This is a genomic window from Bacillus sp. 3G2, from assembly GCF_044324725.1.
Lineage (GTDB): Bacteria > Bacillota > Bacilli > Bacillales > Bacillaceae_G > Bacillus_A > Bacillus_A mobilis.
This window is the reverse complement of sequence record NZ_CP172246.1, coordinates 3985694-4012111: the sequence shown is the minus strand read 5'-3', so window position 1 is coordinate 4012111 and position 26418 is coordinate 3985694. Positions and strand designations below refer to the sequence as shown.

Annotated in this window: 35 protein-coding genes; 21 read left to right on the top strand and 14 right to left on the bottom strand. The window is 35.9% G+C overall.

Features of this window, described 5'->3' with window-relative positions:
- Positions 1-15 precede the first annotated feature (15 nt).
- The gene (locus ACHZK0_RS20555; RefSeq protein ID WP_395760843.1) at positions 16-810 is read right to left on the bottom strand and encodes a YqhG family protein; all 795 of its coding nucleotides are present in this window, start codon (positions 808-810) and stop codon (positions 16-18) included.
- Positions 797-2479 (bottom strand): DEAD/DEAH box helicase, encoded by a 1683-nt coding sequence (locus tag ACHZK0_RS20550; protein WP_061677397.1) that lies wholly within the window; start codon positions 2477-2479, stop codon positions 797-799. The genes ACHZK0_RS20555 and ACHZK0_RS20550 overlap by 14 nt, the downstream gene beginning before the upstream one ends.
- Positions 2480-2871: 392 nt before the next feature.
- Between ACHZK0_RS20550 and gcvT the strand changes: the two genes are divergently transcribed.
- The 12 genes from gcvT (at position 2872) to ACHZK0_RS20490 (ending at position 11931) form a co-directional block, all read left to right on the top strand.
- Positions 2872-3972, top strand: coding sequence for a glycine cleavage system aminomethyltransferase GcvT (gcvT, locus tag ACHZK0_RS20545; RefSeq protein WP_087956936.1), 1101 nt, complete (start codon positions 2872-2874; stop codon positions 3970-3972).
- A 20-nt stretch (positions 3973-3992) separates the two neighbouring features.
- Positions 3993-5336 (top strand): aminomethyl-transferring glycine dehydrogenase subunit 1, encoded by a 1344-nt coding sequence (gene gcvPA, locus ACHZK0_RS20540; RefSeq protein WP_000903236.1) that lies wholly within the window; start codon positions 3993-3995, stop codon positions 5334-5336.
- A complete protein-coding gene (gcvPB, locus tag ACHZK0_RS20535) occupies positions 5333-6808 on the top strand; it encodes an aminomethyl-transferring glycine dehydrogenase subunit 2 (RefSeq protein ID WP_262740575.1) in 1476 nt (491 codons plus the stop codon). The genes gcvPA and gcvPB overlap by 4 nt, the downstream gene beginning before the upstream one ends.
- A gap of 293 nt (positions 6809-7101) precedes the next feature.
- Positions 7102-7305 carry a DUF3929 family protein gene (locus ACHZK0_RS20530; protein WP_000639160.1) on the top strand — a complete coding sequence of 68 codons (204 nt, stop codon included), beginning with the start codon at positions 7102-7104 and terminating at the stop codon, positions 7303-7305.
- A 70-nt stretch (positions 7306-7375) separates the two neighbouring features.
- The gene (locus tag ACHZK0_RS20525; RefSeq protein WP_000535935.1) at positions 7376-7567 is read left to right on the top strand and encodes a hypothetical protein; all 192 of its coding nucleotides are present in this window, start codon (positions 7376-7378) and stop codon (positions 7565-7567) included.
- Between the two features lie 118 nt (positions 7568-7685).
- On the top strand, positions 7686-8060 hold the full coding sequence (locus tag ACHZK0_RS20520; protein WP_001021351.1) for a GntR family transcriptional regulator: 375 nt from the start codon (positions 7686-7688) through the stop codon (positions 8058-8060).
- A 3-nt stretch (positions 8061-8063) separates the two neighbouring features.
- Positions 8064-8936 (top strand): ABC transporter ATP-binding protein, encoded by an 873-nt coding sequence (locus tag ACHZK0_RS20515; RefSeq protein ID WP_375811207.1) that lies wholly within the window; start codon positions 8064-8066, stop codon positions 8934-8936.
- Positions 8917-9585 (top strand): ABC-2 transporter permease, encoded by a 669-nt coding sequence (locus tag ACHZK0_RS20510; RefSeq protein ID WP_395760842.1) that lies wholly within the window; start codon positions 8917-8919, stop codon positions 9583-9585. Before ACHZK0_RS20515 ends, ACHZK0_RS20510 begins: the two co-directional genes overlap by 20 nt.
- Positions 9586-9599: 14 nt before the next feature.
- Entirely contained in the window at positions 9600-10232 is a 633-nt protein-coding gene (locus ACHZK0_RS20505) for an ABC-2 transporter permease (RefSeq protein ID WP_395760841.1), read from the top strand.
- 31 nt (positions 10233-10263) lie between these two features.
- Entirely contained in the window at positions 10264-10887 is a 624-nt protein-coding gene (locus tag ACHZK0_RS20500) for an ABC-2 transporter permease (RefSeq protein WP_395760840.1), read from the top strand.
- Positions 10871-11494, top strand: coding sequence for an ABC-2 transporter permease (locus ACHZK0_RS20495; protein ID WP_262740668.1), 624 nt, complete (start codon positions 10871-10873; stop codon positions 11492-11494). Before ACHZK0_RS20500 ends, ACHZK0_RS20495 begins: the two co-directional genes overlap by 17 nt.
- Positions 11495-11742: 248 nt before the next feature.
- Complete coding sequence (locus ACHZK0_RS20490; protein ID WP_081110183.1) at positions 11743-11931, top strand: hypothetical protein; 189 nt, start codon at positions 11743-11745, stop codon at positions 11929-11931.
- A gap of 16 nt (positions 11932-11947) precedes the next feature.
- On the opposite strand, the gene ACHZK0_RS20485 is transcribed toward ACHZK0_RS20490, so the two are convergent.
- From ACHZK0_RS20485 to ACHZK0_RS20465, 5 genes are all read right to left on the bottom strand, one after another.
- A complete protein-coding gene (locus ACHZK0_RS20485) occupies positions 11948-12205 on the bottom strand; it encodes a DUF3975 family protein (RefSeq protein WP_262740581.1) in 258 nt (85 codons plus the stop codon).
- Between the two features lie 15 nt (positions 12206-12220).
- Positions 12221-12535 (bottom strand): DMT family transporter, encoded by a 315-nt coding sequence (locus ACHZK0_RS20480; protein WP_000312621.1) that lies wholly within the window; start codon positions 12533-12535, stop codon positions 12221-12223.
- A 1-nt stretch (position 12536) separates the two neighbouring features.
- On the bottom strand, positions 12537-12869 hold the full coding sequence (locus ACHZK0_RS20475; RefSeq protein WP_061677420.1) for a DMT family transporter: 333 nt from the start codon (positions 12867-12869) through the stop codon (positions 12537-12539).
- 71 nt (positions 12870-12940) lie between these two features.
- Positions 12941-13522, bottom strand: a complete 582-nt coding sequence (locus ACHZK0_RS20470; protein WP_002073006.1) for a TetR/AcrR family transcriptional regulator — start codon at positions 13520-13522, stop codon at positions 12941-12943.
- A gap of 95 nt (positions 13523-13617) precedes the next feature.
- Positions 13618-14595: a LacI family DNA-binding transcriptional regulator gene (locus ACHZK0_RS20465; protein WP_262740582.1), complete on the bottom strand. Its 978-nt coding sequence runs from the start codon at positions 14593-14595 to the stop codon at positions 13618-13620.
- A 347-nt stretch (positions 14596-14942) separates the two neighbouring features.
- Here ACHZK0_RS20465 and ACHZK0_RS20460 point away from each other — a divergent pair, with 347 nt between their 5' ends.
- Positions 14943-15479, top strand: a complete 537-nt coding sequence (locus tag ACHZK0_RS20460; protein ID WP_262740669.1) for a DNA polymerase III subunit delta — start codon at positions 14943-14945, stop codon at positions 15477-15479.
- A 39-nt stretch (positions 15480-15518) separates the two neighbouring features.
- On the opposite strand, the gene ACHZK0_RS20455 is transcribed toward ACHZK0_RS20460, so the two are convergent.
- Positions 15519-15902 carry a rhodanese-like domain-containing protein gene (locus tag ACHZK0_RS20455; RefSeq protein ID WP_048531103.1) on the bottom strand — a complete coding sequence of 128 codons (384 nt, stop codon included), beginning with the start codon at positions 15900-15902 and terminating at the stop codon, positions 15519-15521.
- A 171-nt stretch (positions 15903-16073) separates the two neighbouring features.
- Here ACHZK0_RS20455 and ACHZK0_RS20450 point away from each other — a divergent pair, with 171 nt between their 5' ends.
- The gene (locus ACHZK0_RS20450; protein WP_131934238.1) at positions 16074-16910 is read left to right on the top strand and encodes a lipoate--protein ligase family protein; all 837 of its coding nucleotides are present in this window, start codon (positions 16074-16076) and stop codon (positions 16908-16910) included.
- A 29-nt stretch (positions 16911-16939) separates the two neighbouring features.
- Here ACHZK0_RS20450 and ACHZK0_RS20445 read toward each other — a convergent pair whose 3' ends face one another.
- The 4 genes from ACHZK0_RS20445 to ACHZK0_RS20430 form a co-directional block, all read right to left on the bottom strand.
- Entirely contained in the window at positions 16940-17779 is an 840-nt protein-coding gene (locus ACHZK0_RS20445) for a hypothetical protein (RefSeq protein ID WP_395760839.1), read from the bottom strand.
- A gap of 200 nt (positions 17780-17979) precedes the next feature.
- Positions 17980-18648, bottom strand: coding sequence for a DUF1048 domain-containing protein (locus ACHZK0_RS20440; RefSeq protein WP_270605887.1), 669 nt, complete (start codon positions 18646-18648; stop codon positions 17980-17982).
- Between the two features lie 7 nt (positions 18649-18655).
- Positions 18656-19342: a DUF1129 family protein gene (locus ACHZK0_RS20435; protein WP_270605888.1), complete on the bottom strand. Its 687-nt coding sequence runs from the start codon at positions 19340-19342 to the stop codon at positions 18656-18658.
- 5 nt (positions 19343-19347) lie between these two features.
- Positions 19348-19665 carry a PadR family transcriptional regulator gene (locus ACHZK0_RS20430; RefSeq protein ID WP_000556083.1) on the bottom strand — a complete coding sequence of 106 codons (318 nt, stop codon included), beginning with the start codon at positions 19663-19665 and terminating at the stop codon, positions 19348-19350.
- A 157-nt stretch (positions 19666-19822) separates the two neighbouring features.
- Here ACHZK0_RS20430 and splB point away from each other — a divergent pair, with 157 nt between their 5' ends.
- The 3 genes from splB (at position 19823) to ACHZK0_RS20415 (ending at position 22137) form a co-directional block, all read left to right on the top strand.
- Complete coding sequence (gene splB / locus ACHZK0_RS20425) at positions 19823-20848, top strand: spore photoproduct lyase (RefSeq protein WP_270339969.1); 1026 nt, start codon at positions 19823-19825, stop codon at positions 20846-20848.
- A gap of 144 nt (positions 20849-20992) precedes the next feature.
- Positions 20993-21421, top strand: coding sequence for a transcriptional regulator MntR (gene mntR, locus ACHZK0_RS20420; RefSeq protein WP_001143071.1), 429 nt, complete (start codon positions 20993-20995; stop codon positions 21419-21421).
- A 53-nt stretch (positions 21422-21474) separates the two neighbouring features.
- Positions 21475-22137, top strand: coding sequence for an HAD family hydrolase (locus ACHZK0_RS20415; RefSeq protein WP_395760838.1), 663 nt, complete (start codon positions 21475-21477; stop codon positions 22135-22137).
- On the opposite strand, the gene ACHZK0_RS20410 is transcribed toward ACHZK0_RS20415, so the two are convergent.
- Both ACHZK0_RS20410 and ACHZK0_RS20405 read right to left on the bottom strand, forming a co-directional pair.
- Positions 22134-22535: an SA1362 family protein gene (locus tag ACHZK0_RS20410; RefSeq protein ID WP_046956360.1), complete on the bottom strand. Its 402-nt coding sequence runs from the start codon at positions 22533-22535 to the stop codon at positions 22134-22136. The two genes, ACHZK0_RS20415 and ACHZK0_RS20410, sit on opposite strands and share 4 nt — an antisense overlap.
- 79 nt (positions 22536-22614) lie before the next feature.
- Complete coding sequence (locus ACHZK0_RS20405; RefSeq protein ID WP_395760837.1) at positions 22615-23535, bottom strand: DUF1385 domain-containing protein; 921 nt, start codon at positions 23533-23535, stop codon at positions 22615-22617.
- A gap of 244 nt (positions 23536-23779) precedes the next feature.
- On the opposite strand from ACHZK0_RS20405, the gene ACHZK0_RS20400 reads away from it, so the two are divergent.
- From ACHZK0_RS20400 to efp, 4 genes are read left to right on the top strand one after another with little or no spacing between them, the layout of a single operon-like run.
- A complete protein-coding gene (locus tag ACHZK0_RS20400) occupies positions 23780-24268 on the top strand; it encodes a YqhR family membrane protein (protein ID WP_061677441.1) in 489 nt (162 codons plus the stop codon).
- 52 nt (positions 24269-24320) lie between these two features.
- On the top strand, positions 24321-24761 hold the full coding sequence (aroQ, locus tag ACHZK0_RS20395; RefSeq protein ID WP_000757087.1) for a type II 3-dehydroquinate dehydratase: 441 nt from the start codon (positions 24321-24323) through the stop codon (positions 24759-24761).
- A 4-nt stretch (positions 24762-24765) separates the two neighbouring features.
- Positions 24766-25827 (top strand): Xaa-Pro dipeptidase, encoded by a 1062-nt coding sequence (pepQ, locus tag ACHZK0_RS20390; RefSeq protein WP_000411051.1) that lies wholly within the window; start codon positions 24766-24768, stop codon positions 25825-25827.
- Positions 25828-25848: 21 nt separating this feature from the next.
- Positions 25849-26406, top strand: a complete 558-nt coding sequence (gene efp / locus ACHZK0_RS20385; protein ID WP_029439892.1) for an elongation factor P — start codon at positions 25849-25851, stop codon at positions 26404-26406.
- Positions 26407-26418 lie beyond the last annotated feature (12 nt).

Genomic DNA, 26418 nt, shown 5'->3' with positions numbered 1-26418 from the left:
AACAGAAGGGGCTTTTTAAGATAGAAAATGATTCGCGGTAACATAAAAAAGTCCACCGTTAATAATTTGCACTGTAATACGTGGCTCGTATTGTTCTTGCAGTGCTTGTTTTTCAATTTCGTAGCTTTCGGGAAGTTCATCACTTTCTTCATAAAAACGATTTAAAAGGTCTAAATCGTGATTCCAGCGCACTCTTGCTTCCTTCGCCCACGTATGGTCATCTTCTGCAATAATATTTTTTAAAGCGTCCTCTATACGTTGTAAACCACTTTGCGGTTTAATGATAGGCGAGAGCGTAAAACAAAAATCAGGTATTTTCGGTGTAAGTTTAATTTTAGCTAATGTTTCATGAAAGTTTGCGATCATTGTGCCAGAAATGAGATGAATCCCAATGGAGTGAAGGATGTCTTTTTTTCGATCACATTGATAGGAAACTTTAATATTTACACCGAGCCAAGGGTGGAGCGGTGTATGTGTTGCCCTGCTATGCCGTACTTCCTCATATAAACGTATGTAAGAGCCTAATTCTTTAGTCGTTTGAAAAATTTGATGAAGACGTGGTGAACCGTAGTGAATAAGCTCGCCATCGTTTTCTTCATTTTCTGGATTTGTAATAAGAGTAAGGCGCATCGGATTCGGTACGCCTCCTGTTTTCTCAAGATAGTGCCAATAAAAAGGGCGATTCATTAATAATTTATCCATCTCAATTGTTAACTGCACATCTAATAGATGAGGGGAGCGCTGTAAAATTTCACAGTTATTCGCCTCGAAAAAATTGTATAAGTAATTATGAATTTCATGTTGCTGCATAGCCTTGCACCTCAGCTTCATTTCGTTTCGCGAAGTCGATAATAGATGTTAAGTTTTCCATCTTAATTCGGATTTCTCCTTCGCTTTTTGATTGCGCAAATATTTCTTGAATGTGCGCGTCGATGTTTTTCATATTAATTCTCGTTAAAATTTCATCAAGTTCACCGATAACACGCTCAAATAAATTGATTTTTTCATATAACAGCTTCAAAATATGTTCTTCAACAGTATGTTTTGTAGCTAAGTTATAAATATGAACATCATTCTTTTGACCAAGACGGTGAATACGTCCGATTCTTTGTTCAAGACGCATTGGATTCCATGGCAAATCATAATTGATCATATGGCTACAAAATTGTAAGTTAATCCCTTCACCACCAGCTTCAGTTGCAATTAATACTTGTGCGTGATTTTGGAAAAGCTCCTTCATCCAGTCTTTTTTCCCGCGTTTAAATCCGCCGCGGAATGGAACGGAAGAAATGCCGTGTTGTTGTAAAAACCATTGTAAGTACATTTGTGATGCTCGATATTCTGTGAAGATGACGACTTTATCGTCAATTTCTTTTATAAGCTCAAGAGCTTTATTCGCTTTTGAGTTGAAAGGAATATGATTAATTTTATCCATTAGCACATCAATATGCGGGTCTTTTATGTAATGCTCATTTTCCTTCTGTCGTTTTTCTACATGTTTTTTTAATGAATAGTAAACGGCCTCACGACTACTACACGCTTCTCGTTTTAAAGTTAACGATGAGAAAGCAGATGTGAAGGCATCTTGACCTCGCCAATTTTCAATCCCGTTATACAAAGCTTGTTCTTCTTCATTAAACTCAACGAAAATTGTACGTACATGTCTCTTTGGCCAATCAATTCCGGTATTATGCCGTCGATTTCGGACCATCACCTTGTTAATAAGAGCTTTTAAATCTTCATCAGATTCGGCTGAACGATTTTTTGAAGCGTAATATTCTTCAAAGTTGGATTGATTGCCTAAATGTCCTGGTTTTAATAAAGAAACAAGGTTGAAAATTTCATCAATCTTATTTTGAACAGGAGTAGCAGTTAGTAATAAGCAAAATTTCTTTTTTAATCGCTGTGCAAATTCATAGTTTTTTGTTTTATTATTTTTAAGTTTATGTGCTTCATCGATAATAATAAGGTCATATTCTAAGTTCAAAACGATATCGCGATGCGGTGAACGTTTTGCAGTATCAATTGATGATACAATCACATCGGCTTGTTCCCATGAATAGCTTTTCCTTTGGGCTACAGCGGGAATGAAAAACTTTGTATTTAGTTCGTATGCCCATTGTGATACGAGAGAGGCCGGGACGAGTATAAGTACTTTTTTCACAAGGCCGCGGACCATGTATTCTTTTAAAATAAGTCCAGCTTCAATCGTTTTCCCAAGTCCTACTTCATCTGCTAGTATCGCTTTACCATTCATTTGTTCAATGACATTTTGAGCGACTTCTAATTGATGAGGAAGTGGTGTGAAATGAGATAAATGTTTCGGTGCTTGTAATCCATCGAAAGTAGGAACAAGTAACGATTTTTCTGTTTTATAAGCTAAATGATATAAATCCCAGTTTGTCCAAGGGCCATCTTCGTCAATTCTATTTAAAAAATTGTTTTGCCACGTTCGATCTACGGAAATATCGACATTCATTACGACGCACCCACCTTTTATAAACTAAAGTAATTATTAAAAAAATCTTTATTATATAAACCTTGTAATAAGGCACTATTACACATACTAAAAGTTAAAGAATAGGCAAAGATAAAGGGTTGAATTTTGAAAGTTGTATTTAATAAGATTAAGAATAAAAAATTCTAAATTATTTTTTATGCTAGAATATTGATGAAATATAGCGAATAATGTTAGGATAATGGTGTGAAATGTGTGGAATCTTTCGTATTTTATCCAAGAAAGTGATTTTTTATTTACGCTTTCATAAAAAAATATAATGAGATTCCGTATATCCTATCTTTTCAGAGTGAAAATGTTTAGATATGGCGAGCAACTTTTATTGATTTGTCAAAGCATAAGGGGGAGAGAGCATGATTACATTACAACGTACACCGTTATTTGATGTATACGCGAAGTATGGTGGGAAAACAATCGACTTCGGTGGTTGGGAATTACCAGTTCAATTTTCAAGCATTAAAGAAGAACATGAAGCTGTACGTACGGCTGCAGGTTTGTTCGATGTGTCTCATATGGGAGAAGTTGAGGTAAAAGGTGTAGATAGTTTAGCATTTTTACAACGTGTTGTTACAAATGACGTTTCTACCTTAAAGGTAGGAGGCGCACAATATACAGCTATGTGCTACGAAAATGGTGGTACAGTAGATGATTTATTAATCTACAAACGTGGTGAAGAGGACTATTTATTAGTAATCAACGCATCAAATATCGAGAAAGATTACGAATGGTTAGCTAGCCATGTAATTGGCGATGCGAAAGTAGTCAATGTTTCTAGTGAAGTTGCACAGCTTGCAATTCAAGGACCAAAAGCAGAAGGCATTTTACAAAAAGTTGTGTCAGAAGATTTGAAAGAAATTAAGTTCTTTAAATTTAAAAACGATATTCTTGTAGATGGAATTCCAGCACTTGTATCTCGTACGGGTTACACTGGTGAAGACGGATTTGAAATTTACTGTAAGAGTGAAGATGCTGCAAAACTTTGGGAGAAACTTCTTGAAGTTGGAGCAGAAGAAGGCTTAAAAGCATGTGGTTTAGGTGCTCGTGATACACTTCGCTTTGAAGCAACATTACCACTTTATGGTCAAGAATTATCAAAAGATATTACACCGATTGAAGCTGGAATTGGCTTTGCGGTAAAACCAAATAAAGAAGCAGACTTCTTTGGAAAAGCAACGTTAAAAGAGCAAAAAGAAAACGGTGCGCCTCGTAAGTTAGTCGGCATTGAAGTAATCGAACGTGGAATTCCTCGTACGCATTACCCTGTATTTATTGGAGAAGAAAAAATCGGGGAAGTAACGAGTGGTACACAATCTCCAACGTTAAAGAAAAGCATTGGTTTAGCACTAATTGATGTAAAATACGCAGCAGTTGATACAGAAGTAGAAATTGAAATTCGTAATAAACGCGTCAAAGCAGTAGTTGTTCCAACACCATTTTATAAACGTTCAAAGTAACGGGGAGAGGGGTAGATTTCATGTTGCATCGTTATCTTCCAATGACAGAAGAAGACAAAAAAGAAATGTTACAAACGATCGGCGTTCAAACGATCGATGAGTTATTCTCTGATATTCCAGAGAGTGTTCGTTTTAAAGGGGATTTAAAAATTAAAGAAGCAAAATCAGAGCCAGAGCTGTTAAAAGAGTTATCTCAAATGGCTAGTAAAAATGCTAACTTAAAAGAATACGCTTCTTTCTTAGGAGCAGGCGTATACGATCATTACGCTCCAGTAATTGTAGATCATGTTATCTCTCGCTCAGAATTTTATACAGCTTACACGCCATACCAACCAGAAATTTCACAAGGGGAATTACAAGCAATCTTTGAATTCCAAACAATGATTTGTGAATTAACAGGAATGGATGTAGCAAACTCTTCTATGTACGATGGAGGTACAGCTTTAGCTGAAGCGGCAATGCTAGCAGCTGGCCATACTCGTAAAAAGAAAATTCTTGTATCTAGCGCAGTTCATCCAGAATCAAGAGCAGTACTTGAAACGTATGCAAAAGGTCAACATCTTGAAGTTGTTGAAATTAATCATAAAGATGGTGTAACAGATTTAGACGTATTACAAAGTGAAGTAGATGATACAGTTGCTTGTGTAATCGTTCAATATCCAAACTTCTTCGGACAAGTTGAAAAATTAGCTGATATTGAAAAAATCGTTCATCAACAAAAATCATTATTTATCGTTTCTTCAAATCCATTATCATTAGGCGCATTAACACCACCAGGGAAATTTGGTGCTGATGTTGTAATCGGTGATGCACAACCATTTGGTATTCCAACGCAGTTTGGTGGACCACACTGTGGTTACTTTGCAACAACGAAAGCATTTATGCGTAAAATTCCAGGACGTCTTGTTGGACAAACTGTAGATTCAGATGGTAAACGTGGATTTGTATTAACGTTACAAGCGCGTGAACAGCATATTCGCCGTGACAAAGCGACGTCTAACATTTGTTCAAACCAAGCGTTAAATGCATTAGCAGCATCAGTTGCAATGACGGCACTTGGTAAACAAGGTGTGAAAGAAATGGCACGTCAAAACATTTCTAAAGCACAATATGCAAAACGTCAATTTGAAGCGAAAGGCTTCACTGTAACATTTGCTGGACCATTCTTCAATGAGTTTGTTGTAGATTGCAAGCGTCCAGTGAAAGAAGTAAACGATGCATTATTACAAAAGAATATTATCGGCGGTTACGACCTAGGCCGTGATTATAAAGAGCATGAAAACCATATGCTTGTAGCAGTAACTGAGCTTCGTACAAAAGAGGAAATTGACACACTTGTAAACGAAATGGGGGCTATCCAATGAAGAACCAAGACCAAGCACTTATCTTTGAAGTGAGTAAAGAAGGACGCATAGGATATAGCCTACCAAAATTAGATGTAGAAGAAGTGAAACTAGAAGATGTGTTTGAGAGCGATTATATTCGAGTAGAAGATGCAGAGCTACCAGAAGTATCTGAACTTGACATTATGCGTCACTATACAGCACTTTCAAACCGTAACCACGGTGTTGATTCTGGATTCTATCCACTTGGATCTTGTACGATGAAATATAATCCGAAAATTAATGAGAATGTAGCTCGTTTCGCAGGATTTGCAAATATTCATCCGTTGCAAGATGAAAAGACAGTACAAGGTGCAATGGAATTAATGTACGACTTACAAGAGCATTTAATTGAAATTACAGGTATGGATACTGTTACATTACAACCAGCAGCTGGTGCACATGGAGAATGGACAGGCTTAATGTTAATTCGTGCATACCATGAAGCAAATGGTGACTTTAACCGTACGAAAGTAATTGTTCCTGACTCTGCTCACGGAACGAATCCAGCATCTGCAACTGTAGCTGGTTTTGAAACAATTACAGTAAAATCAAATGAAAATGGTCTTGTTGACTTAGAAGATTTAAAACGTGTTGTAAACGAAGAAACAGCAGCACTTATGTTAACAAATCCTAATACATTAGGTTTATTCGAAGAAAACATTTTAGAAATGGCAGAAATCGTCCATAATGCAGGCGGTAAATTATACTATGATGGTGCAAACTTAAATGCGGTATTAAGCCAAGCACGCCCAGGAGATATGGGATTTGACGTTGTGCATTTAAACCTTCACAAAACATTTACAGGTCCTCACGGCGGCGGTGGCCCAGGTTCTGGTCCAGTAGGTGTGAAAGCTGATTTAATTCCGTACTTACCAAAACCAATTTTAGAGAAAACGGAAAATGGCTATCGCTTTAACTATGATCGTCCAGAAGCAATTGGGCGCGTAAAACCGTTCTATGGTAACTTCGGAATTAACGTTCGTGCATACACATACATTCGTTCTATGGGTCCAGATGGACTACGTGCAGTAACGGAGTATGCGGTATTAAATGCGAACTATATGATGAGAAGACTAGCACCATTCTATGATCTTCCATTCGATAGACATTGTAAGCATGAGTTTGTATTATCAGGTCGTCGTCAAAAGAAACTTGGTGTACGTACATTAGATATTGCAAAACGCCTGCTTGATTTCGGTTACCATCCACCAACAATTTACTTCCCATTAAATGTGGAAGAATGTATTATGATTGAGCCGACAGAAACAGAATCAAAAGAAACATTAGATGGTTTCATTGATAAGATGATTCAAATTGCTAAAGAAGTAGAAGAAAATCCAGAAGTTGTACAAGAAGCGCCACATACAACGGTAATTAAACGTTTGGATGAAACATTGGCTGCTCGTAAACCAGTTTTACGTTATGAAAAGCTAGCACCTGTACAAGTTTGATTAGCATAACAAAGGAAGAACTCGCTATGTGCGGGTTCTTTTTTTTATATGGAGAATTTGTGCAGAATTAGTGAAAAAAATGTTAAAACTTTATATTTTTTGTTTCATAATGGCGTAAAGAAGCAGTTTTATAAGTGATTTTGTTGAAAAAGTCGGTTTGATAAAAGTATTTATTTTTGTTAGAATTTTATTGAAATTAAGAAGATGTAATGAGATAGCAACGACTCATTTTTATGTATATGTGAAAAAACGAGCAAGTTGGGGGTGGAAATGTGGGATATCGGTGTTATAGAATGATATACCATTTAGAAAACGGAAAAACGATTAAAGATGTAAAAGAATTTTGTTATCGAGACCAAGGAAAAGTACTAGAAAGAGTAGCGCATCGTGTAATGGATAATAGAGAAGTGACGGCAATTGATAAGCAAGGAACGATCATTTCAATAGCATGTGAGGACATTGTAAAGGTGGAACTTGATTACATAACAGAAAGTTAGCCTTGAGTCATATCGAATTATTCGATAAAATATACTGTTGAATGGTGAAGTGAGAAGAGAGGAGTTTATTATGGGTAGTACAAGACACTTTTATATGTTTATCTTAGCGTTTGTTCTTGTTGTCGCATTAACGATTTATTTAATTGTTGATAGCACTTGGTACAACACAGTTCATCCGGCGTTCCTTCTGTTTATGTATGTAGGAATTGCGGTAGTGAGTTTCGGAATGAGAGATGAGATGTTAGATCGCTTTGAAAAGTGATACATATACGAAAGACCAACAGGAAAATGTTGGTCTTTTTTTCTTGCCAAAAATAGGATGTTGTGTATATACTGTGTATATAAGGTATACACAGTATATACACGCACTGGAGGAAAACATGAATATTATTATTTCGAATTCTTCCCAAGACCCTATTTATGTGCAAATAAGAAAACAATTAAGCCAGCTTATTTTAAATGGTGGTTTAAAGGGTGGAGACCAATTACCGTCTATTCGTAGCTTAGCGAAGGAATTACAAATTAGTGTAATTACAACGAAGCGTGCGTACGAGGAGCTTGAAAAAGAAGGATATATAGAAACTGTTGCTGGGAAGGGGACTTATGTTTCACGTAAAAATAATGAACTACTAAAAGAACAGCGGCTACGTTTACTGGAAAGTAAAGCGGAAGAGATTGTGAATGAAAGTAAAGCGTTGCAGCTGTCACTAGAAGATTTACAGCAGATGATTGCGTGTTTATATGAGGGGGAATAAGAGATGTTAGAGCTAAAAAATGTTTGTAAAAGTTATCAAGATTTTGCAGTGAAAAATATAAGTTTTACATTACCACGCGGATATATTATGGGATTTGTCGGACCGAATGGGGCTGGGAAAAGTACGACGATCAAAATGATTATGAATTTAATTCGAAAAGATAGCGGCGATATAAAAATTTTTGGCAAGGACAATAAGAAAGCCGAAAAAGAAATAAAACAAAATATCGGTTTTGTATATGATGAAAATCATTATTATGAAGATTTAACGTGTGAACAAATGAAGCGTATTATTGCGCCGTTATATAAAAAGTGGGACGAAGAGCAGTATCAATCGTATATGCATAGATTGCAAGTTCCGAAGTATAAAAAAATTAAAGAACTATCAAAAGGGATGAAAATGAAATTTGCGATTGCCATCGCACTTTCGCACCACGCGGAATTTATTATTATGGACGAACCGACAGCAGGATTAGATCCAGTTGTTCGAAGTGAATTACTTGATATGCTGCAAGAAATTGTAATGGAAGATGAAGTATCTGTTTTATTCTCAACACACATTACAACAGACTTAGAGCGCATCGCAGATTATATTACGTTCATCAACGATGGAGAAATTATATTTACTGGTGAAAAAGACGATTTAATGGAGAACTACGTAGTCGTAAAAGGAAGTAATGATTTATTAGACCGAGAAGGAAAAGAACTATTTGTTGGATTACGAAAAAATAAATTTGGTTTCGAAGGTCTAGCGAAGGATAAACAAGCAATTGTCGATTGGTTTGGAAATGAGGTTGTACTAGAAAAGCCTACATTAGATGATATCATCGTTTACACCGCGAAAGGGAGAGGTGCCTATGCGTCAGCTCGTATATAAAGATTTGTTCTTTTTTCGAGGGATATGGCCAGTGTATCTTACTATACCCTTTATATTCTTTTTATTTGAAAACGGTGATGGAATGCTGTTTCCTATGAGTTGTTTATTTGTAACACTTTCCTCAGTTACGATATTAATTGTAATAGATGAACGGAATAAAAGCGACATTGTTATGAATAGTTTACCGTTAAGTAGAAAGGATATCGTGATTGCTAGATATATCTCCAGTGCAATATTTATTGTAGGTGGCATGTTCTCTACTTTGTTGCTTATTTTCCTTATAAGAGGTATCGCTGTTATTGGTGATATCGGTGCATATCATCCTAATCTATACATTGAAATTCCATGGTATGGAGTAGTAAATGGGCTTGTTTACGCCGTATTTTTAGTTGTCACCTTTTTCCCTAGTTATTATGCTATAAAATCGAATGTAGTAAGAAGTCTAGTATCAGCAGCATCAATAGGAGTCGGGGGGATACTTTGGATATTTATTAGTGATGGGCTGAATGAAACTACACCTTCATTCATGGAGTGGATTATGAATCCTATGCATATTGGTGTATTTATATTTGGATTCATTGCATTAGTCAGTATTTATATCGCTTCTATGTTTCTTACAATTAGAATTTATGAAGCACGTGATTTGTAGAGAGGAGAATTCATATGAAACAGTTGATTTTGAAGGAGTTTTTCTTACAGAAGAAGATGTTTCCTTTCTATTTTTTAATACCCATTTTATCTATTTTTAAGAATTCCGTCGACCCGATGGGGATTGCGATAGGATTATTTATAACATGTAGTACGATTATATATATTTCTTTTTATTATGACGAGAAAAGTAAAGCAGAAAAAGTATTAGTGAGTTTGCCTATAACAAGACAAGAGATAGTTATAGCTAAATATATTTCAAGCACATTATTTATTATGGTTGGTTTGAGTGCAACTTTTATAGTCGTAATATTAAAAAATATTTTGTTGGACAGGGATATAGTTATGCCTGGATATGCAGTGTTTTCAGCAATAGTAGCAACTTTAATTTATTGTGTAGTAACGATACCTGCTAATTACATTGGGGGATATAAAGGTATTACTATCTTGAATGTGATTATGGTGTTTCCTTTAATGGGTATGATTGGCCTTATGTGTAATATTTTTGGTGATGAAATAATCATGTTAAAAGTACTCCACTCTCAAGAGGCTATACTAGCAATGAGTGTTGTTGGTATCGGAGTGTTAGTAAGTATAGTCATATCAATGTTGCTCTCAATGAAAATGTTTCAGGAGGCAGAGTTATAGAAGGGGCATTTTCATATTAGGAGGGTAAAACATGATCAAGCAATTAGTCTTAAAAGATATGATGTTGCAAAGAAAGTTAGGATTTGTTTATCTTATATGTTTGTTTTTCCTTGCTATTGTTGATTTTCATAGTGATAGTTTCCTTATGTCGATTAGCGTATCTATACCTTTTCTTGGTATGGTACTGTCAATGAGCTATGAGGGGAAAAATAAAAGTGAAATAATAGTAAATAGTTTACCGTTTGAGCGGAAAGATATTGTCATAGGGAAATACATATTTGTAAGTATTTTAGTTGCTTTAGGTGGAGTTTTCTCGCTAGTGATTGGTTTAATTCAGTTACAAAATGAATATATAACTGGACTTATGCTGTGGGGAGCTGTTCTTGGCGGAATAACAGGAGGATTGGTTTGTAGCATAATCGTACTCCCAATTGAATTTTTAGTAGGATATAGCAGTGCAAAACAAATTGCTCCGTTCGCCGGACTTGCGTTGGGGTATTTAAGTGGACTGATTGTAAGTAACGTCTGGTTAGATGTAGAAAATGCTTGGAACACGAGTTTAGTCGTAAATATTTGTTTTATAGCAGGGCTGCTTCTTTTATATGTTATGTCCATGTTTTTCTCAATTCATTTTTATAATGAGCGTGATCTGTGAGGGGGGAATAGCATTGAAACAACTAATTTTAAAAGATTTCATCATTCAATGGAAATTTTTAATTTGGTACATACTGTATCCTGTTTTCTTTTATATGGCTTTAACAGATACGGAAAATCTGTTCATAATTATGTCAGTAATTTTTACAATTGGGGCAACAGTAAAAACATTTGAAGCAGATAGTAAAAATGAGAGTGAAGTTATAGTAAACAGCTTACCAATATGGAGAAAACAAATTGTGTATGCGAAATATATAGTAGCAATTATTATTCTTTTTATAAGCGTAACGGTCGGTTGTTTCACGATGGGAATGAAGAATGGGGTTAACCTATTTGAATTTATTGAAACGAAAATGGTTGCTAGTATTAGCTTTATTTTAGTGTATTTAAGTTTCGTTTTACCAATATCGTTTTGGTTAGCGTACAAAACAACTATTTTTATTACGTTTTTCATACTAATAGCACCAATAGTAATTGGTACCATGTTCTTTGAAATCAACTTGGAACAAATTCAACTATATAACAACTTGTTATTCGTTGGTTCAATATGCATGTTCATAGTATCTATCTTCGTTTCAGTGAAGTTGTATGAGAAGAGAGAATTTTAAAAGGTGCCCTATAAAAGGCACCTTATTCAATAACGACAATATGAAAGTAAGAGTTTATAAACAGAGAGGCTATTCGGTACAACATCTTTTGGAGTATGTAATATAAAGCTGAAAATGATAACGAGAATGAGAAAGAAGAAAAATAAAAATAGGATCTGCTTATGTATAGAATTTTGCATATTATTCACTCCTTTTTTAGGTAGTATGTCCAAAAGAAAGGAGTGTATGAAGAATTTTAGGAGGGGAGAATGATGAACAAAAGAAAATGGTTATATAGAATAGGGATATTTTTATTTTCGATCGGTCTCGTATTAGCGAATTTTTATTCAGATATACCATCACCATTTCCTAATTTGCATAAAGGGATTGGTATCAGTATTGTCATAGTTGGTCTTCTTTGTCTTATCACATCAAACTTCTACAGAAATTCCGAATGAATATAAAAAAGGACAGTTACTCTTTTTCAGAAGTACTGTCCTTTTTAAATAATGTATTCCATAGCTTGGCGATACTCCATATAATGACAATTGCAATGGAGGCAATAATAGACCAAGCAATAGATGCAATTTCAAGTGCCATGCTAGGAAGAAATGTAAGAATGGATATTACTTTATGAAACAACCATTCTATTATGTGAAAACTGATTTGCAGTAGAATGACAATCCCGAGTGTAATCCATGCTAACATTTGTTTTCCTTTTTCTTTCCACATGACGTTCACCTCACGTTAGCTTAATAGTTTTAAGCCAACAGCGCCGCATAGAATGCAGCTTAAGAAGGCAAGTCGACGCCAATCCGCTGATTCACGGAAAATAAGAATACCTAGAAGTGCACTTCCGGCAGTTCCGATTCCGGTCCAAATCGCGTAAGCAGTTCCCATCGGTAATGTGTCCATCGCAAGAGATAAGAAGAAGAAGCTTACGCCGAAGTTAGCGATTAAAATAACTTTTGGTGCCCAGCCTTTCTTTTCAGTGGCTACTTTCATAAAGAGTACACCAATAATTTCACAAATACCAGCTAGAATTAAAAATACCCAAGCCATTTTATGCGGCCTCCTTCGCTTCTTTTTCTTCTGTTACTCGTTTTAGCCCAATTACTCCGAAGAAGATTAAACCGATTAATAAAACTTTTACAATAGAGAAAGGTTCTCCGAAGATGAAAATCTCTGTCAGAACGATCCCGCCAGCTCCAATTCCTGTAAAGACTGCATATACAGTGCCGACAGGTAAATCTTTATAAGCTTTAAATAATAAAACGAAACTAATTGTAATTAATAATGCAACGCCAGCCCATTCAAGTGGTGCCTCCGCGTGTTTTAGTCCAATGACCCAAAAGATTTCAATAATACCAGCTATGATTACATAAATCCATGCCATATGTCATTTCTCCTTCCTACCAGTCGTTAGGTAAAGGGCTTAAAAACGACGCATTGCAAAGGAGCAATCCGTCAGTTTGAAAGGCCTCGCCAAAATACTTGCCAAGAGGCGTTTAAACGAGTCTCAAAGCGATTTAAACCTGCAAATAGTAGCTCAACCATAAGTCCGTCTAGTAAGCATAGAAAAGCTTCTAGAGCGTCTTCTACTTCAATGTTATGCAGTTCACTTTGCTCGTTTGCACGTTTAAATATAGGGAATAAAAGTTTTCCGACGTTCTCAATGTGTGTATTCGCTTTTTCGATAATTTGTTCGCGAAATGCATCGGGCGGAAAATAGGAAGTTCGTAACCAAAACATTGATTCTTCACTTTCACCAAATCGTTTTGCGTAGCCCTTTAGTAACTGTAAGAGCGATTCTTCAGTAGACGAATTTGAAAAATTTTCGATATCGTCTGTGAAGCTCTGTAAATCTTTTTGAAGAGCGGATTCTAAGCATATAAAATATAGCTCTTCTTTTCCTTTAAAGTGTGCGTAAATCGATGGTTTTTTAATCCCAACTTCTTGAGCAATATTTGCTAATGAAGTTCCTTCATAGCCGTAGCGTGCGAAATGAGAAAGTGCTACAGCTTTAATGCGGTTTGCTGTCATTTTCATCCCCTACCTACCGTTCGTTAGGTTCATTATATGAGATGGAAAATATAAAGTCAATAGGGGAATAGCTGAAAAGAGCGCAATAGGTAACGCTCTTTTTAGACAGTATCTCGCTCAATTAAATGGAATGAAAGCTCTTTTGCGTTCCCGACAATTTGCTCGCTCTGGATTTGTTTATGGAATAAAGAAAAAGCATGTGAGCCCATTGCGAGACCAGGATGCTCAATAGTTGAAATTTCTAACGCCTTTGAAATTTCATGATTATCAAATCCGAGGATAGCGAGATCTTCAGGGACTCGAATGCCATGTTTTCGCGCCTCTGTTAATAAACCAGCTGCAACTTGATCGTTCGCTGTAAAAATAGCGGATGGACGATTTTTCATGTTTAAAATACGATGGAGTATTTGTGCACCGTCTTGCATTGTATAGCATTGATGAAAAATCCAATCAGGATGTGCCGTTTTACCTGCGTTACGAAGTGTATCTGCGAATGCTTTTTCGCGCTCTATAGAATTTGCACTCGTTTTTCTTGCTAAACATATCCCGATTTTCTCATGCCCTTTACTGAGTAAATAGGCAGTACCGAGACGGAAGCCTTCGTAATGATCTACATAGATAGATGAAATGAGGGGGTGGTTCATTTTTTCGCATGAAATAATAGGGGCAAATTTGGCGAAAGGTTCAATTTGTTCCCATGAACTCGTTTGAGAGCAAATAATCATTCCGTCGAATTGTTTCATTTTCATCATTTCAAGAACGCGAATTTCTTCAATGCTATCGTAATTCGTTTGGCATAAATTAATGTGATATCCAGCTGCCAACGCTTCGTTTCCAATTCCTTCAATAATGGTACTAAAGTAAGGAACATTAATGAAAGGGAGCATAACCCCGATCGTATAGGTTTTTCCCTTTATTAAATGAATAGCATTTATATTTTTGGCATAGTTCAATTCTTCAACAGCATCTAGAACACGCTTACGTTTTTCTTCTTTTACGTAAGGATGATTATTAAGGACGCGGGAAACAGTTGATATGGATACACCAGCGGTTTTTGCAATTTGTTTTATATTGGCCATATGTATCACCTCTTTCCACTATTATAAAGGGAAAATAATAAGAATGAAAAAATCTTGACCTGAAAAGCTTTTCACAAACTATGTTATAAACATGACTTCTGTTATTCGCGTAACCTTTTTATTTGGGCGTGAGAATGATGGGGGTCTTTTTTGCGTCTATAAAAGAGTTTTTGTCAAAATGTGTGAGAATAACGTGGAAAGTTTTCAAAGGGGGAGTTTGTTAATGAAGCGAATATGAATAGCATATAAAGTGAAACTTTAATGAGTCGGGCATTAACGCTTTATTCATAAAGAGAGCGGTATGAAGAAAGGGCGGAAACAAATTGAAAAAAAGAATCATTTGTTTCGTGTTTTCTAGTCTAGTACTAAGTTCATGTTCGTTTCAGCAAACGATGCAAGAAGAGAAAAACTTTGTGGGAACAACAGGGGGAGCTATGGATCGTGTTACGGATCCAATTCCGCTGAAGGAGCTTCCAAAATATTTTCCAGTGAAATTTAAAGTTCCGGCGTTTTTACCGTATGACATTACGAGTGATGTGAAGGGGGAAGTCAGAACGATTGGAAAAAAGAACACTGTTTTGATGATTAAATATAAACAGCGGGAGTCGGGGAGAAATGAGTATATTGAGTTAAATGTTGCGAACTTTCCTTATAGTTTTCCGGATCTCGTGGAAGAGAAGCGATTTCAAGAACAAATGAAATTGAATAATGGAGCACTCGCTTATTTTAAAAATAAGGATGATACTGAGCGAGGAGACGAATTTGCTACGCTTATATGGAAAGAGAAAGGACTTGAATATCAGATTTTGTATCGTAATGCACAAGAGAATGATAAAGATGTAATTAAGCAAAATTTATTATACATTGCGAATAATATGGAATGAAAAAACTAGCTGAATTATTCAGCTAGTTTTTGTATGTTATTATTTCTTTTTAATTTTTCCAGTCCACGTTTTGAATCCACCTTGTAATTGGTAGAAATCTTTGTAGCCTTGTTTCTTTAAGTATTGAGCCGCACGACCAGTACGGAATCCGCTTTGGCAGTATAAGTAAACTGGTTGATCTTTACGAAGTTCTTTATGACGAAGGCGAATTTGTGATAACGGAATGTTACGTGCGCCTAAAATATGCCCTGCAGTATATTCGTCTGCTTCGCGAATATCGATAAGCTGTGCTTTACGGTAGCCAGCGCGAAACTCTTCTTCTGAAAGTGTTTTAATTAATTTTTTCTGATAGAAATACATCCATACAGTGTAGCCGATGAACGCTACGATTACGGCTAATAAAATAATCCAAGTTGTTGACACGATTCTATCGCTCCCTTTTTTCTTATCCTACTTTCAATATTATAATGCCCGTATGTATTTATGCAACAGATTCATTTGCATAATAAGAAGAAATTTCGTATTCTTTCACAAATTTTGTCGAATTTGGTAGACTAGAGAATGTGAAAAATAATTGGTTATATGAGGTGCAGGATGGGAAAAGAAAAATGGTGTTATATTAACTCTGGTCAATGTTCACCGGCATTTAATATGGCGTTAGATGAATGTTTATTAAATTGGCAAAGTGAAAAGAAAATGCCACCAACCATTCGTTTTTATGAATGGGAAGTACCAACATTAACAGTTGGGTATTTCCAACGTGTTGAAAAAGATATCAATATGGATGTAGTTAACGAAAAGAAATACGGATTCGTTCGTCGTCAAACAGGCGGCAGGGGTGTACTACATGATAAAGAATTAACGTACAGTGTTATTGTGTCTGAAGATCATCCAAATATGCCAAAAACAGTTACAGAAGCGTATCGTATTATTTCGCAAGGTTTATTAGACGGTTTTAAGGCATTAGGATTAGAAGCATATTATGCAGTTCCAAAAACGGAAGCAGACCGTGAAAATTTAAAAAATCCACGTTCAGGCGTATGCTTTGATGCACCGTCTTGGTATGAAATTGTAGTAGAAGGAAGAAAAATCGCAGGTAGTGCTCAAACACGTCAAAAAGGTGTGATTTTACAGCACGGATCGATTCCGTTAGAAATAGATTTAGATGAATTATACGATCTGTTTTTATTCCCGAATGAACGTGTAAAAGAGCGTATGAAGAGTATGTTCTCTTCTAAAGCGGTAGCAATTAATGATTTAACAGACCGTACGTTTACAATCGAACAGTTAATTAAAGCGTTTGAGGTTGGGTTTGAAAAAGGATTAGATGTAGAGCTTGTTCCGTATGAATTAACAGAAGAACAGTTACATGAAGTGCAAACATTAGCAAAAGAGAAGTATGAAAGTAAGGAATGGAATTATAAAAAATAAGAGGTGGCAATTGCCACCTCTTATTTTTTTTATAGTAAATTAAGTACTTTTTCTACTTTGATTCCTTTATCTTGTAAAGAACGAAGGCGATTTACAACGTCCATAATTTCTTTGTCGAATGTAACGCTAATACCTTGGTTTTGTAGTTCTTGTTTTAAGCTTTCAATAGAATCATCTATGTCGATGCCAAGCTCGTAATCTTGACAAACTTCAATTGTCTTTTTCACGAGTTTCACATAATTTTCTTGTAGTTTTGTATTTGTTTCAGTCAAAGCAGGTTGCTTCGGTTTTGCAGGCGAAACCGTTGCTGTCTCTTGCTTTGTAACTGGAGTTGGTACTACTTTTTTCACAGGTGCTGGAGTAGATAATTCCACAGCAGCTTCTACACTTACTGGCTTCGGCGTTGGTGCCGGAGTAGGTTTAGGTGCTACAGGTGTTTCTACTCGCGTAACAGGTTTTGGAGCGGCTGTAACTGCTTTTGGAGCTTCTACAACTACTTCTTTTTTCGGAGTAGGTTCTACAACTGTTTCTTCTTGCTCAGCAGCTTCTTTATTTTCTTTGCTCCACATAACGCGTTCAACTTCTAGAGAAACATTGTTTTTGTTCATTGCTGTTAATGTAACTTTACCAACTTCAGCGTTCCCAGTGAAATCGACAATTTTATAAATAACACTCTTGTTCCAATCCACGTTTCCGCTCAAAAATAATTCTTCGTTACATTTCGGCGTTAAGCCCTCGATTTTAATTTCTGCGTTTACACCGTTTTCACTATATACCATAATTAGCGAAGCATTTACATCTTCGTCTGCTAACATTAGTTCACGTACCATTTTGCCGGTGCGTACTTGCGTTTTCTTCTTAACTGACATCTAATTTCTCCTCTCAAAAATTCAGTAATAATAAAAAAATCGTATAACGAAAAATAATTGCTCACGAAGATTTATGATACCGATAATAAAAGCATCACGTCAACAATTAACTTTAATTATTTTGCATTTTTCTTATTTTCTTTATGAAATTTTTCAATTTGTAAAATTAGACAGAAGAAAAACAGCCTATTGAAGGGCTGTTAAAATTTAGATGTTTTATATAAAAATTTGTACAAAATATAAAAAGAAAGTGTAACAAGGGCACCTTGCAAAATCGACAAATTATAAAATAAATATGGTTGTGTTTTGAAAAATACGTTTGCAAAAACTGATAAGACAAAAGGTATAAATACTGATATCAAGAGGAGTGCTTTTTGTTTCCAGGAAACTAATATTGTAAATGAGAAACGTCTAAATAAAGAAAAGGTTATAAAAGCACCAATTGTTAAAACAATAGCAGATAATATTGTTCCGGGAATACTAAATGGAATTCCTGAAGTGTTTGTATTTGAAAATAGTTTTTGCATAAGAGTAGTGAATGTATCGTATCCAATTTGAACAGCTAATAATAAACTAACTGCAAACCCAATAACGGCAGCTTGTTGCAAAGTATTTTGATGTTCTGAAGAGCTAATCAATTCATCGCAGTAAGTTTTTAAATCTTCTCCGAAAATATCATGTGCATTTTTACCGTCTTCTTGTGCTTCTAAAAGATGATCCAATATTTCTAAAAGTAATTCCTCCATTTGCTTTTGTGGAACGCTAGTAAAGCGTAAATAAATAAGCATATCACCATAAGCAGCTTCGTTTTCAGCTGTTAATAACTTTCTTTTTTCATTGTTTAACTTAACCATTTCTTTTTCGGTCATCGTATCGTTACTCCTTTTTAAAGTCTAAATATTCTTTTTTGAAGAAGATTTTGTATAGTGCATAGCAAGAGATGGCCAGTAAAGTGCCAATCCAAGGTGAGATTTGTAATGTAGTATAAGGCTGTTTCATAAATAAAAAGGAAATACCGATTAATAGTACCCATAGACTATGGCGTATTAAAAAACTTCCTACGTGTCTCCAAATAGCTGTTTTATTTTTAAATAAGTCAGTGTTAATAAAGTCAAAGACGAAACGTATGATGAGATGTATGGACAGTATAAATGCAAACAGATAAATGAAATCAATGTGTACAAATTTAAAACGTGTTTCATTTGAAAAGAAGGGGAATACCAATGCAGTCACGGAAGAAATTGCAAAGTATATTGCTAACAAATAACTAGTTATAAATAAAGGAATCGATAATTGTTCCCATACACTTGGTTTCGGTAGGGCAGCAATTAGTTCGTCGCAGTATGCCTGTAAGTCGTCGCCGAAAATATCATAAGCAGTTTTTTCTTCTTGCTGCGCTTCAATAAGGTGATCTAGAATTTCAATTAGCAATTCTTCCGCATGGTATTCTGGCACTTTAGCCAAACGGATGTATATTAACATATCACTATAGGCGTTTTCATTTTCTGTGGTTAATAATTGACGCTTTTGGTTATTTAGTTCGATTAAATCTTTCGCATTCATCCCTATCACTCCCCTTGTAATAAATTGTTCACCGTTGTTGAAACCATTCCCCAGCTTTGTTTAAATTCTTCAAGCTGTTCTAATCCTTTATCCGTTACGTGATAATATTTTCTCTTTGGACCAAGTGAGGAGGCTTTTAATGTTCCTTCAATCAATTTTTCTTTTTGCATACGTAATAATAATGGATATATGCTTCCTTCGCTTACGAATGTAAATCCGTGTTTGTTTAATTTTGTACTCAGCTCATATCCGTACACTTCTTCTTGTGAAATGATGTATAGGATACAACCTTCGAGCACACCTTTTAACATTTGGCTGTGCATGATTTCACCACCTTTTATTCAGGTAACTTGCCTTGCAAGGTAGCTGATATCCAAATTATAACACTTCAGTAACTTGTAACGCAAGTTACTGAAGTGGAAAACTTTAATACGTGTTAAAGTTTCAACGTTTCCCATACTAACGAGAGGAGGGAAGCGTATGAAACCATTTATGCCAAAACTCGTTTACTTTGAACCGAAGGCACTTGAATATCCGCTTGGAAAAGAGTTGTATGAGAAGTTTACGAAGATGGGATTAGAAATTCGCGAAACGACATCTCATAATCAAATTAGAAATTTGCCAGGTGAAAATGATTTGCAAAAGTATCGTAATGCAAAGGCAACGCTGGTCGTTGGGGTGAGGAAGACATTAAAGTTTGATACGTCAAAACCGTCAGCTGAATATGCAATTCCGCTCGCAACAGGGTGTATGGGGCATTGTCATTATTGTTATTTGCAAACGACACTTGGGAGTAAGCCTTACGTTCGCGTGTACGTTAATCTCGATGAAATATTTGAGAAGGCAAAGCAATATATGGATGAAAGAGCACCTGAAATAACACGATTTGAGGCGGCTTGTACATCAGACATCGTTGGAATTGATCATTTAACACATGCATTAAAGCGAGCGATTGAATTTATTGGAGAAAGTGAACATGGGCGTTTACGTTTCGTTACGAAATATTCGCACGTTGATCATTTATTAGATGCAAAACATAATGGGAAAACTCGTTTTCGGTTTAGTATTAATTCACGGTATGTGATTAAAAATTTTGAGCCGGGTACATCACCGTTTGAAGAGCGTATTGAGGCGGCACGTAAAGTAGCAGGCGCGGGTTATCCACTTGGGTTTATAGTTGCGCCACTTTATATGCATGAAGGATGGGAAGAGGGATACCGTGAATTATTTGAGCGACTGTACAATGCACTAAAAGATTTATCCATACCGAATTTAACATTTGAATTAATTCAACATCGCTTTACAAAACCAGCAAAAAAGGTCATTCAAGAGCGTTATCCGAATACGAAACTTGAAATGGATGAAGAAAAGCGTAAATATAAATGGGGACGATACGGCATCGGGAAATACGTATATAAAAAAGATGATGCGGAAGTATTGGAAGAAACAATAAGAGGTTATATACATGAGTTTTTTCCTGATGCAGAAATACAATACTTTACTTAAGAAGAGTCTGTATACAAATACAGATTCTTTTTTGTTTTATATATTTAGGCTTGTTTTCAACTTGTCACGTTATTCTTTCTGGTGTATCATTTTATTGATTGCTTCGTACGGAATGAGCAAAATGAAATTGGATGGAGGAAACCGATGCCTACCCCTAGTATGGAAGATTATATTGAACAAATTTATTTGTTGATTGATGAAAAGGGTTATGCCCGCGTATCTGATATTGCTGAAGCGCTGAGTGTACATCCATCCTCTGTAACGAAAATGGTGCAAAAATTAGACAAAGATGAATATCTAATTTATGAAAAATATAGAGGGCTTGTATTAACATCAAAAGGTAAAAAAATCGGAGAACGTCTCGTATACCGTCATGACTTGCTAGAGCAATTTATGCGTATTATCGGTTTGGATGAAAGCAAGATTTACAATGATGTAGAAGGAATTGAACATCATTTAAGTTGGGAAGCAATTGACCGCATCGGTGATTTAGTGCAATACTTTGAACAAGATGAGGTTCGAGTGGAAACACTTCGTGGTGTTCAAAAAGCAAATGAAGAGAAAAGTAATTAAGGGGAACGTATGTCGTTTCCTTTTTTATTTCAATCGAAAAGGATGGGAGAATTATGAAAGCAATTATTTTTGATTTTGATGGATTAATTGTGGACACAGAAACAATATGGTTTCACTCTTTCAGAGATGCCGTTCGTGAGTATGGCGGGGAGTTACCTTTAGAGGAATTTGCAAAATGTATTGGAACGACAGATGATGTACTATATGCATATTTAAATGAGCAATTAAAAGAGAAGTTTAACAAGGATGCATTAAAAGAAAAAGTGAAAACTTTACATAAAGAGAAAATGAAAATACCAGAAGCTCGTGACGGGGTAAAAGAATATTTAGAGGAAGCGAAAGAGATGGGATTGAAAATCGCATTAGCTTCCAGTTCATCTAGAGAATGGATTATTCCTTTTTTGGAGGAGCTACAAATTCGAGATTATTTTGAAGTCATTAAAACGAGAGACGATGTTGAAAAGGTAAAACCGGATCCAGCACTTTATCGATTCGCGATAGAAGATTTAGGGATTGATCCGTCTGAAGCAGTTGTATTTGAAGACTCGTTAAACGGATTGAAAGCAGCGATTGCAGCAGGATTAAATTGTGTCGTAGTACCTAATGATGTGACACGGAACTTACCTTTTGAAAATCATCACCTTCGAATTGAAAGTATGAAAGATAAAAGTTTGAAAGAAGTACTGCAAAATATAAAAAAAGACCGTATTTCCTAAAAGGAAGCACGGTCTTTCTTTTTTGTTTTTTTACCTTCAATGACAGTTAAATGAGATTGTTTTCTTTTTCGCTTCAAAGTGGAAGGAGTGCCTTTTTTCCCTTTGTCATTAGAAGCGTTTGATTTAAATAAAGAATTGCTTAGGGGTGCTACATTTTGTTTCCCATGTTTGCGGTTCGATTGTTTTGCAGCACGCTTATAAGAGCTTTGCGAATTTGCAGAACCACTAGAGTTTGTAAACATTTTGTAGAGTAAATAAAAGATACCAACGACAGCCAACATGATACCAATATTTCTTAACACTCCCATTGGGTCTGTAATGACAGATGAAACAAGGCCGAATATTGCTAATCCGATAATAAGCACAAATATAGCGAAAGTAAACGAACGACCGTTCATAAGGAACACCTCCTAAAAACATATATTAAAAATAGTATATTAACGATGAGGAAAGGAGTTGAACACCATTTTTAAATAATTATTGTTTGTTTTCTAAACGTAATAATTCTTCAAACGATGCAATGGCTACTTCCACTTGATCATCTGTTGGTTCTTTCGTTGTTAACAGTTGCAGCCATAATCCGGGATATCCAAGTATGCGTAATACTGGAATATCGCGTAATCGATTTGTAAATTGTAACACTTCGAAAGAAATGCCGAGAACGACTGGAATTAATAAAATTCGGTTTATGACTCTGGCCCAAAGTGGATCTGTAGGGACAAGGAAATAAACAAACATTCCAATAATGACTGTAAATATAATAAAGCTACTGCCACAACGATAATGAAGGCGAGTTTGTTTTTGTACATTTTCTACAGTCATTGGAAGGTTATTCTCATAGGCATTAATTACTTTATGCTCCGCACCATGGTACTGAAATACCCGCTTAATAAGTGGGGTTAAAGAAATAAAGTATATATAGCTCAATAATAGCATGAGCTTAATGACACTTTCGACAATGATTTGCCCTGTATGAGAGGGGAAAATCGGTCTTGTTAATTCAGCTAGTAGTGCAGGAACTGCTGTGAAAATGACTTTACCGAATATGAAAGATAAAACACCAACTGCTGCAACTCCTAATACCATCGTTAATTTCGATTGTTCTTCTTTTTTATTTGCAATTTGTTCGTCTTCTTCTGGGTGGACATCAAATCGTTCTGAAGCAAAGTTTAAATGTTTTGCTCCGTTCGCACTTGCATCCACAATAGCGGCAATCCCTCGTAAAAATGGAATTTTTTTCAGGATAGATAATGCTTTATTACGAACGCGTGGTAATCGATAAAATTCAATCGATTTATCTTTACGACGAACCGCTGTAACAGTATATTCTCTACCGCCAAACATAACTCCTTCTATGACTGCTTGCCCGCCATATATTTGTTTTGACTCTTCTGCCATGTTAACACCAACCTGTATTTGTTTCTCTCTTATGTAGAAAAAGAGGCAATTGTCATACTGGGCTCTGTCATTTTGAAATAAGACAATCACCGAGTTTTCTTTATTTTATCGACAAATACAAGTATATGACAAGGAAAAATGTTACGAGAGTCGGACATTTCTTATTCTTTTTATAGACAAATTTCGCAGTATTTAAACATGGTTCAAAATAGTTTCGGGCATACTATTGAGCGGAGGTGTCGATGTGAGTCAAGAACAATTAGGAACAAGGAATTTTGTGCAAATTGGTTTATTTGGTGGAATCTTTTGGGGTGGAATATGGTATTTCCTTCATATATTTTCATTTACGGAAGCGGGACCGAACTATTTACTTTTACCATTTGCCTTTGGAAGCTGGAAAGAAGGGGTATGGGGCAATGTGTCAGGAATTGTTTGTATGGGACTACTTTCGATTTTAATTGCCTTTTTGTATAAAGCGTTTTTAGCAAAGTTTGAAGGAATTCTTCCAGGGATGATTTATGGTCTATTTTGGTGGGCGTTACTATTTTTCGGAATGGGGTTAATAGCGCCTGCTATTAAAAGCGCACTCCATCTACCGAAAGAAACAATTGTGACGACGATATGCATTTTTATATTGTATGGTGTGTTTATAGCATATTCTGTTTCCTACGCAGTAAATACCAATAAAGCTGAGCGAGAAGGGGAAGAGAAGACGAACTATTCAAATAAGTAACTCCTATGTTAAAATGTTGTATAGATATTTAATATTAAGGAGTTTTAAGCATATGAAAAAGGTACTCCTCGTAAACGGTCCTAACCTAAATCGCCTCGGTGTCAGGGAGGTAAATGTATATGGAAAGGGCACGCTAGCGACACTTGAAGCAGATATGAAGCAAGAAGCAGAAACAATGGGAGTGGAGTTAGAATGTTTCCAATCGAATCATGAAGGTGCGATTATTGATCGTATTCATGAGGCGGAAGATATATATGAAGGGATCATTTTAAATCCTGGAGCATTTACGCATTATAGCTATGCGATTCGAGATGCAATTGCGAGCATTTCGATTCCTGTTATTGAAGTACATATTTCTAACATTCACCAGCGTGAGTCGTTCCGTCACGAATCTGTGACAGCAGCTGTTTGTGCGGGACAAATTGTTGGATTTGGTTTTTATGGCTATAAGTTAGCGTTATTTGCATTAATGGAGAAATTGAGGGAGGCATAAAGTAATGGAGAAGATCGAAAGATTAAGAAGTGCATTTGATGAGGCTGGTATTGATGGTATTTTGTTAACAAATGAACATAGTCGTAGATATATGGCTAACTTTACAGGAACAGCTGGTGTTGTACTGATTTCGAAAAACCGTGCTCAATTTATTACAGACTTCCGTTACGTAGAGCAGGCTACTAAACAAGCTGTTGGATATGAGATTGTACAGCATGCAGGATTAATTATCGATGAAGTTGCAAAGCAAGTGAAAGAACTAGGAATTCAAAAGCTTGGCTTTGAGCAAGATACTCTTACATATAGTTCTTATTCAGCTCATAAAGAAGCAATCGATGCTGAATTTATCCCAACTTCTGGGCTTGTAGAAAAGTTACGCTTGATAAAGACTGATTCAGAGATTAAGATATTAAAGGAAGCTGCACAGATTGCAGATGCTGCCTTTGAACATATTCTATCATTCATTCGCCCGGGAGTATCTGAAATTGAAGTGTCAAATGAACTTGAATTTTTCATGAGAAAACAAGGAGCAACATCTTCTTCGTTTGATATTATCGTTGCTTCAGGTCTTCGTTCGGCATTACCGCACGGCGTGGCATCTGAAAAAGTGATAGAAACAGGAGATTTCGTTACATTAGACTTCGGCGCTTATTATAAAGGGTATTGTTCTGATATTACTCGTACGATCGCAGTTGGTGAACCATCTGATAAATTGAAAGAAATTTATAATATCGTTTTAGAAGCACAATTACGTGGTGTGAACGGTATTAAAGCTGGTTTAACAGGCCGTGAAGCGGATGCGTTAACGCGCGATTACATAACGGAAAAAGGATACGGTGAATACTTCGGACACTCTACTGGTCATGGAATCGGTCTTGAAATCCATGAAGCACCAGGTTTAGCGTTCCGTTCTGATACAGTTCTTGAACCAGGTATGGCTGTAACAGTAGAACCAGGTATTTATATTCCAGGTATTGGCGGCGTACGTATTGAAGATGATATCATTGTAACAAGTGAAGGTAATGAAGTAATTACGAAATCACCAAAAGAACTTATTATTTTGTAATACACAGGAGGATTTTTTTACATGATTTCAGTAAACGATTTTCGTACAGGTTTAACAATTTCAGTGGATAATAGCCTTTGGCAAGTACTTGATTTCCAACACGTAAAGCCAGGTAAAGGTGCTGCATTCGTTCGTTCTAAACTACGTAACCTTCGCACAGGTTCTGTTCAAGAGAAAACATTCCGTGCAGGTGAGAAAGTAGAAAAAGCACACATCGAAAACCGTCGTATGCAATACTTATACGCAAGCGGTGAGGCTCACGTATTTATGGATAACGGAACTTATGAGCAAATCGAACTTGGTGAAAACCAAATCGAGCGCGAGCTTAAATTCCTAAAAGAAAACATGGAAGTATCTATTATGACTTACCAAGGCGAAGTACTTGGTGTTGAACTTCCAAACACAGTTGAATTACAAGTTACAGAAACAGAGCCAGGTATTAAAGGAGATACTGCTTCTAACGTAACAAAACCAGCTACATTAGAAACTGGTCTTGTTGTACAAGTACCAATCTTCATTAACGAAGGCGAAATGCTTATCATCAACACTGGTGAAGGTAAATACGTTTCTCGTGCATAGTAGAAAAGCACT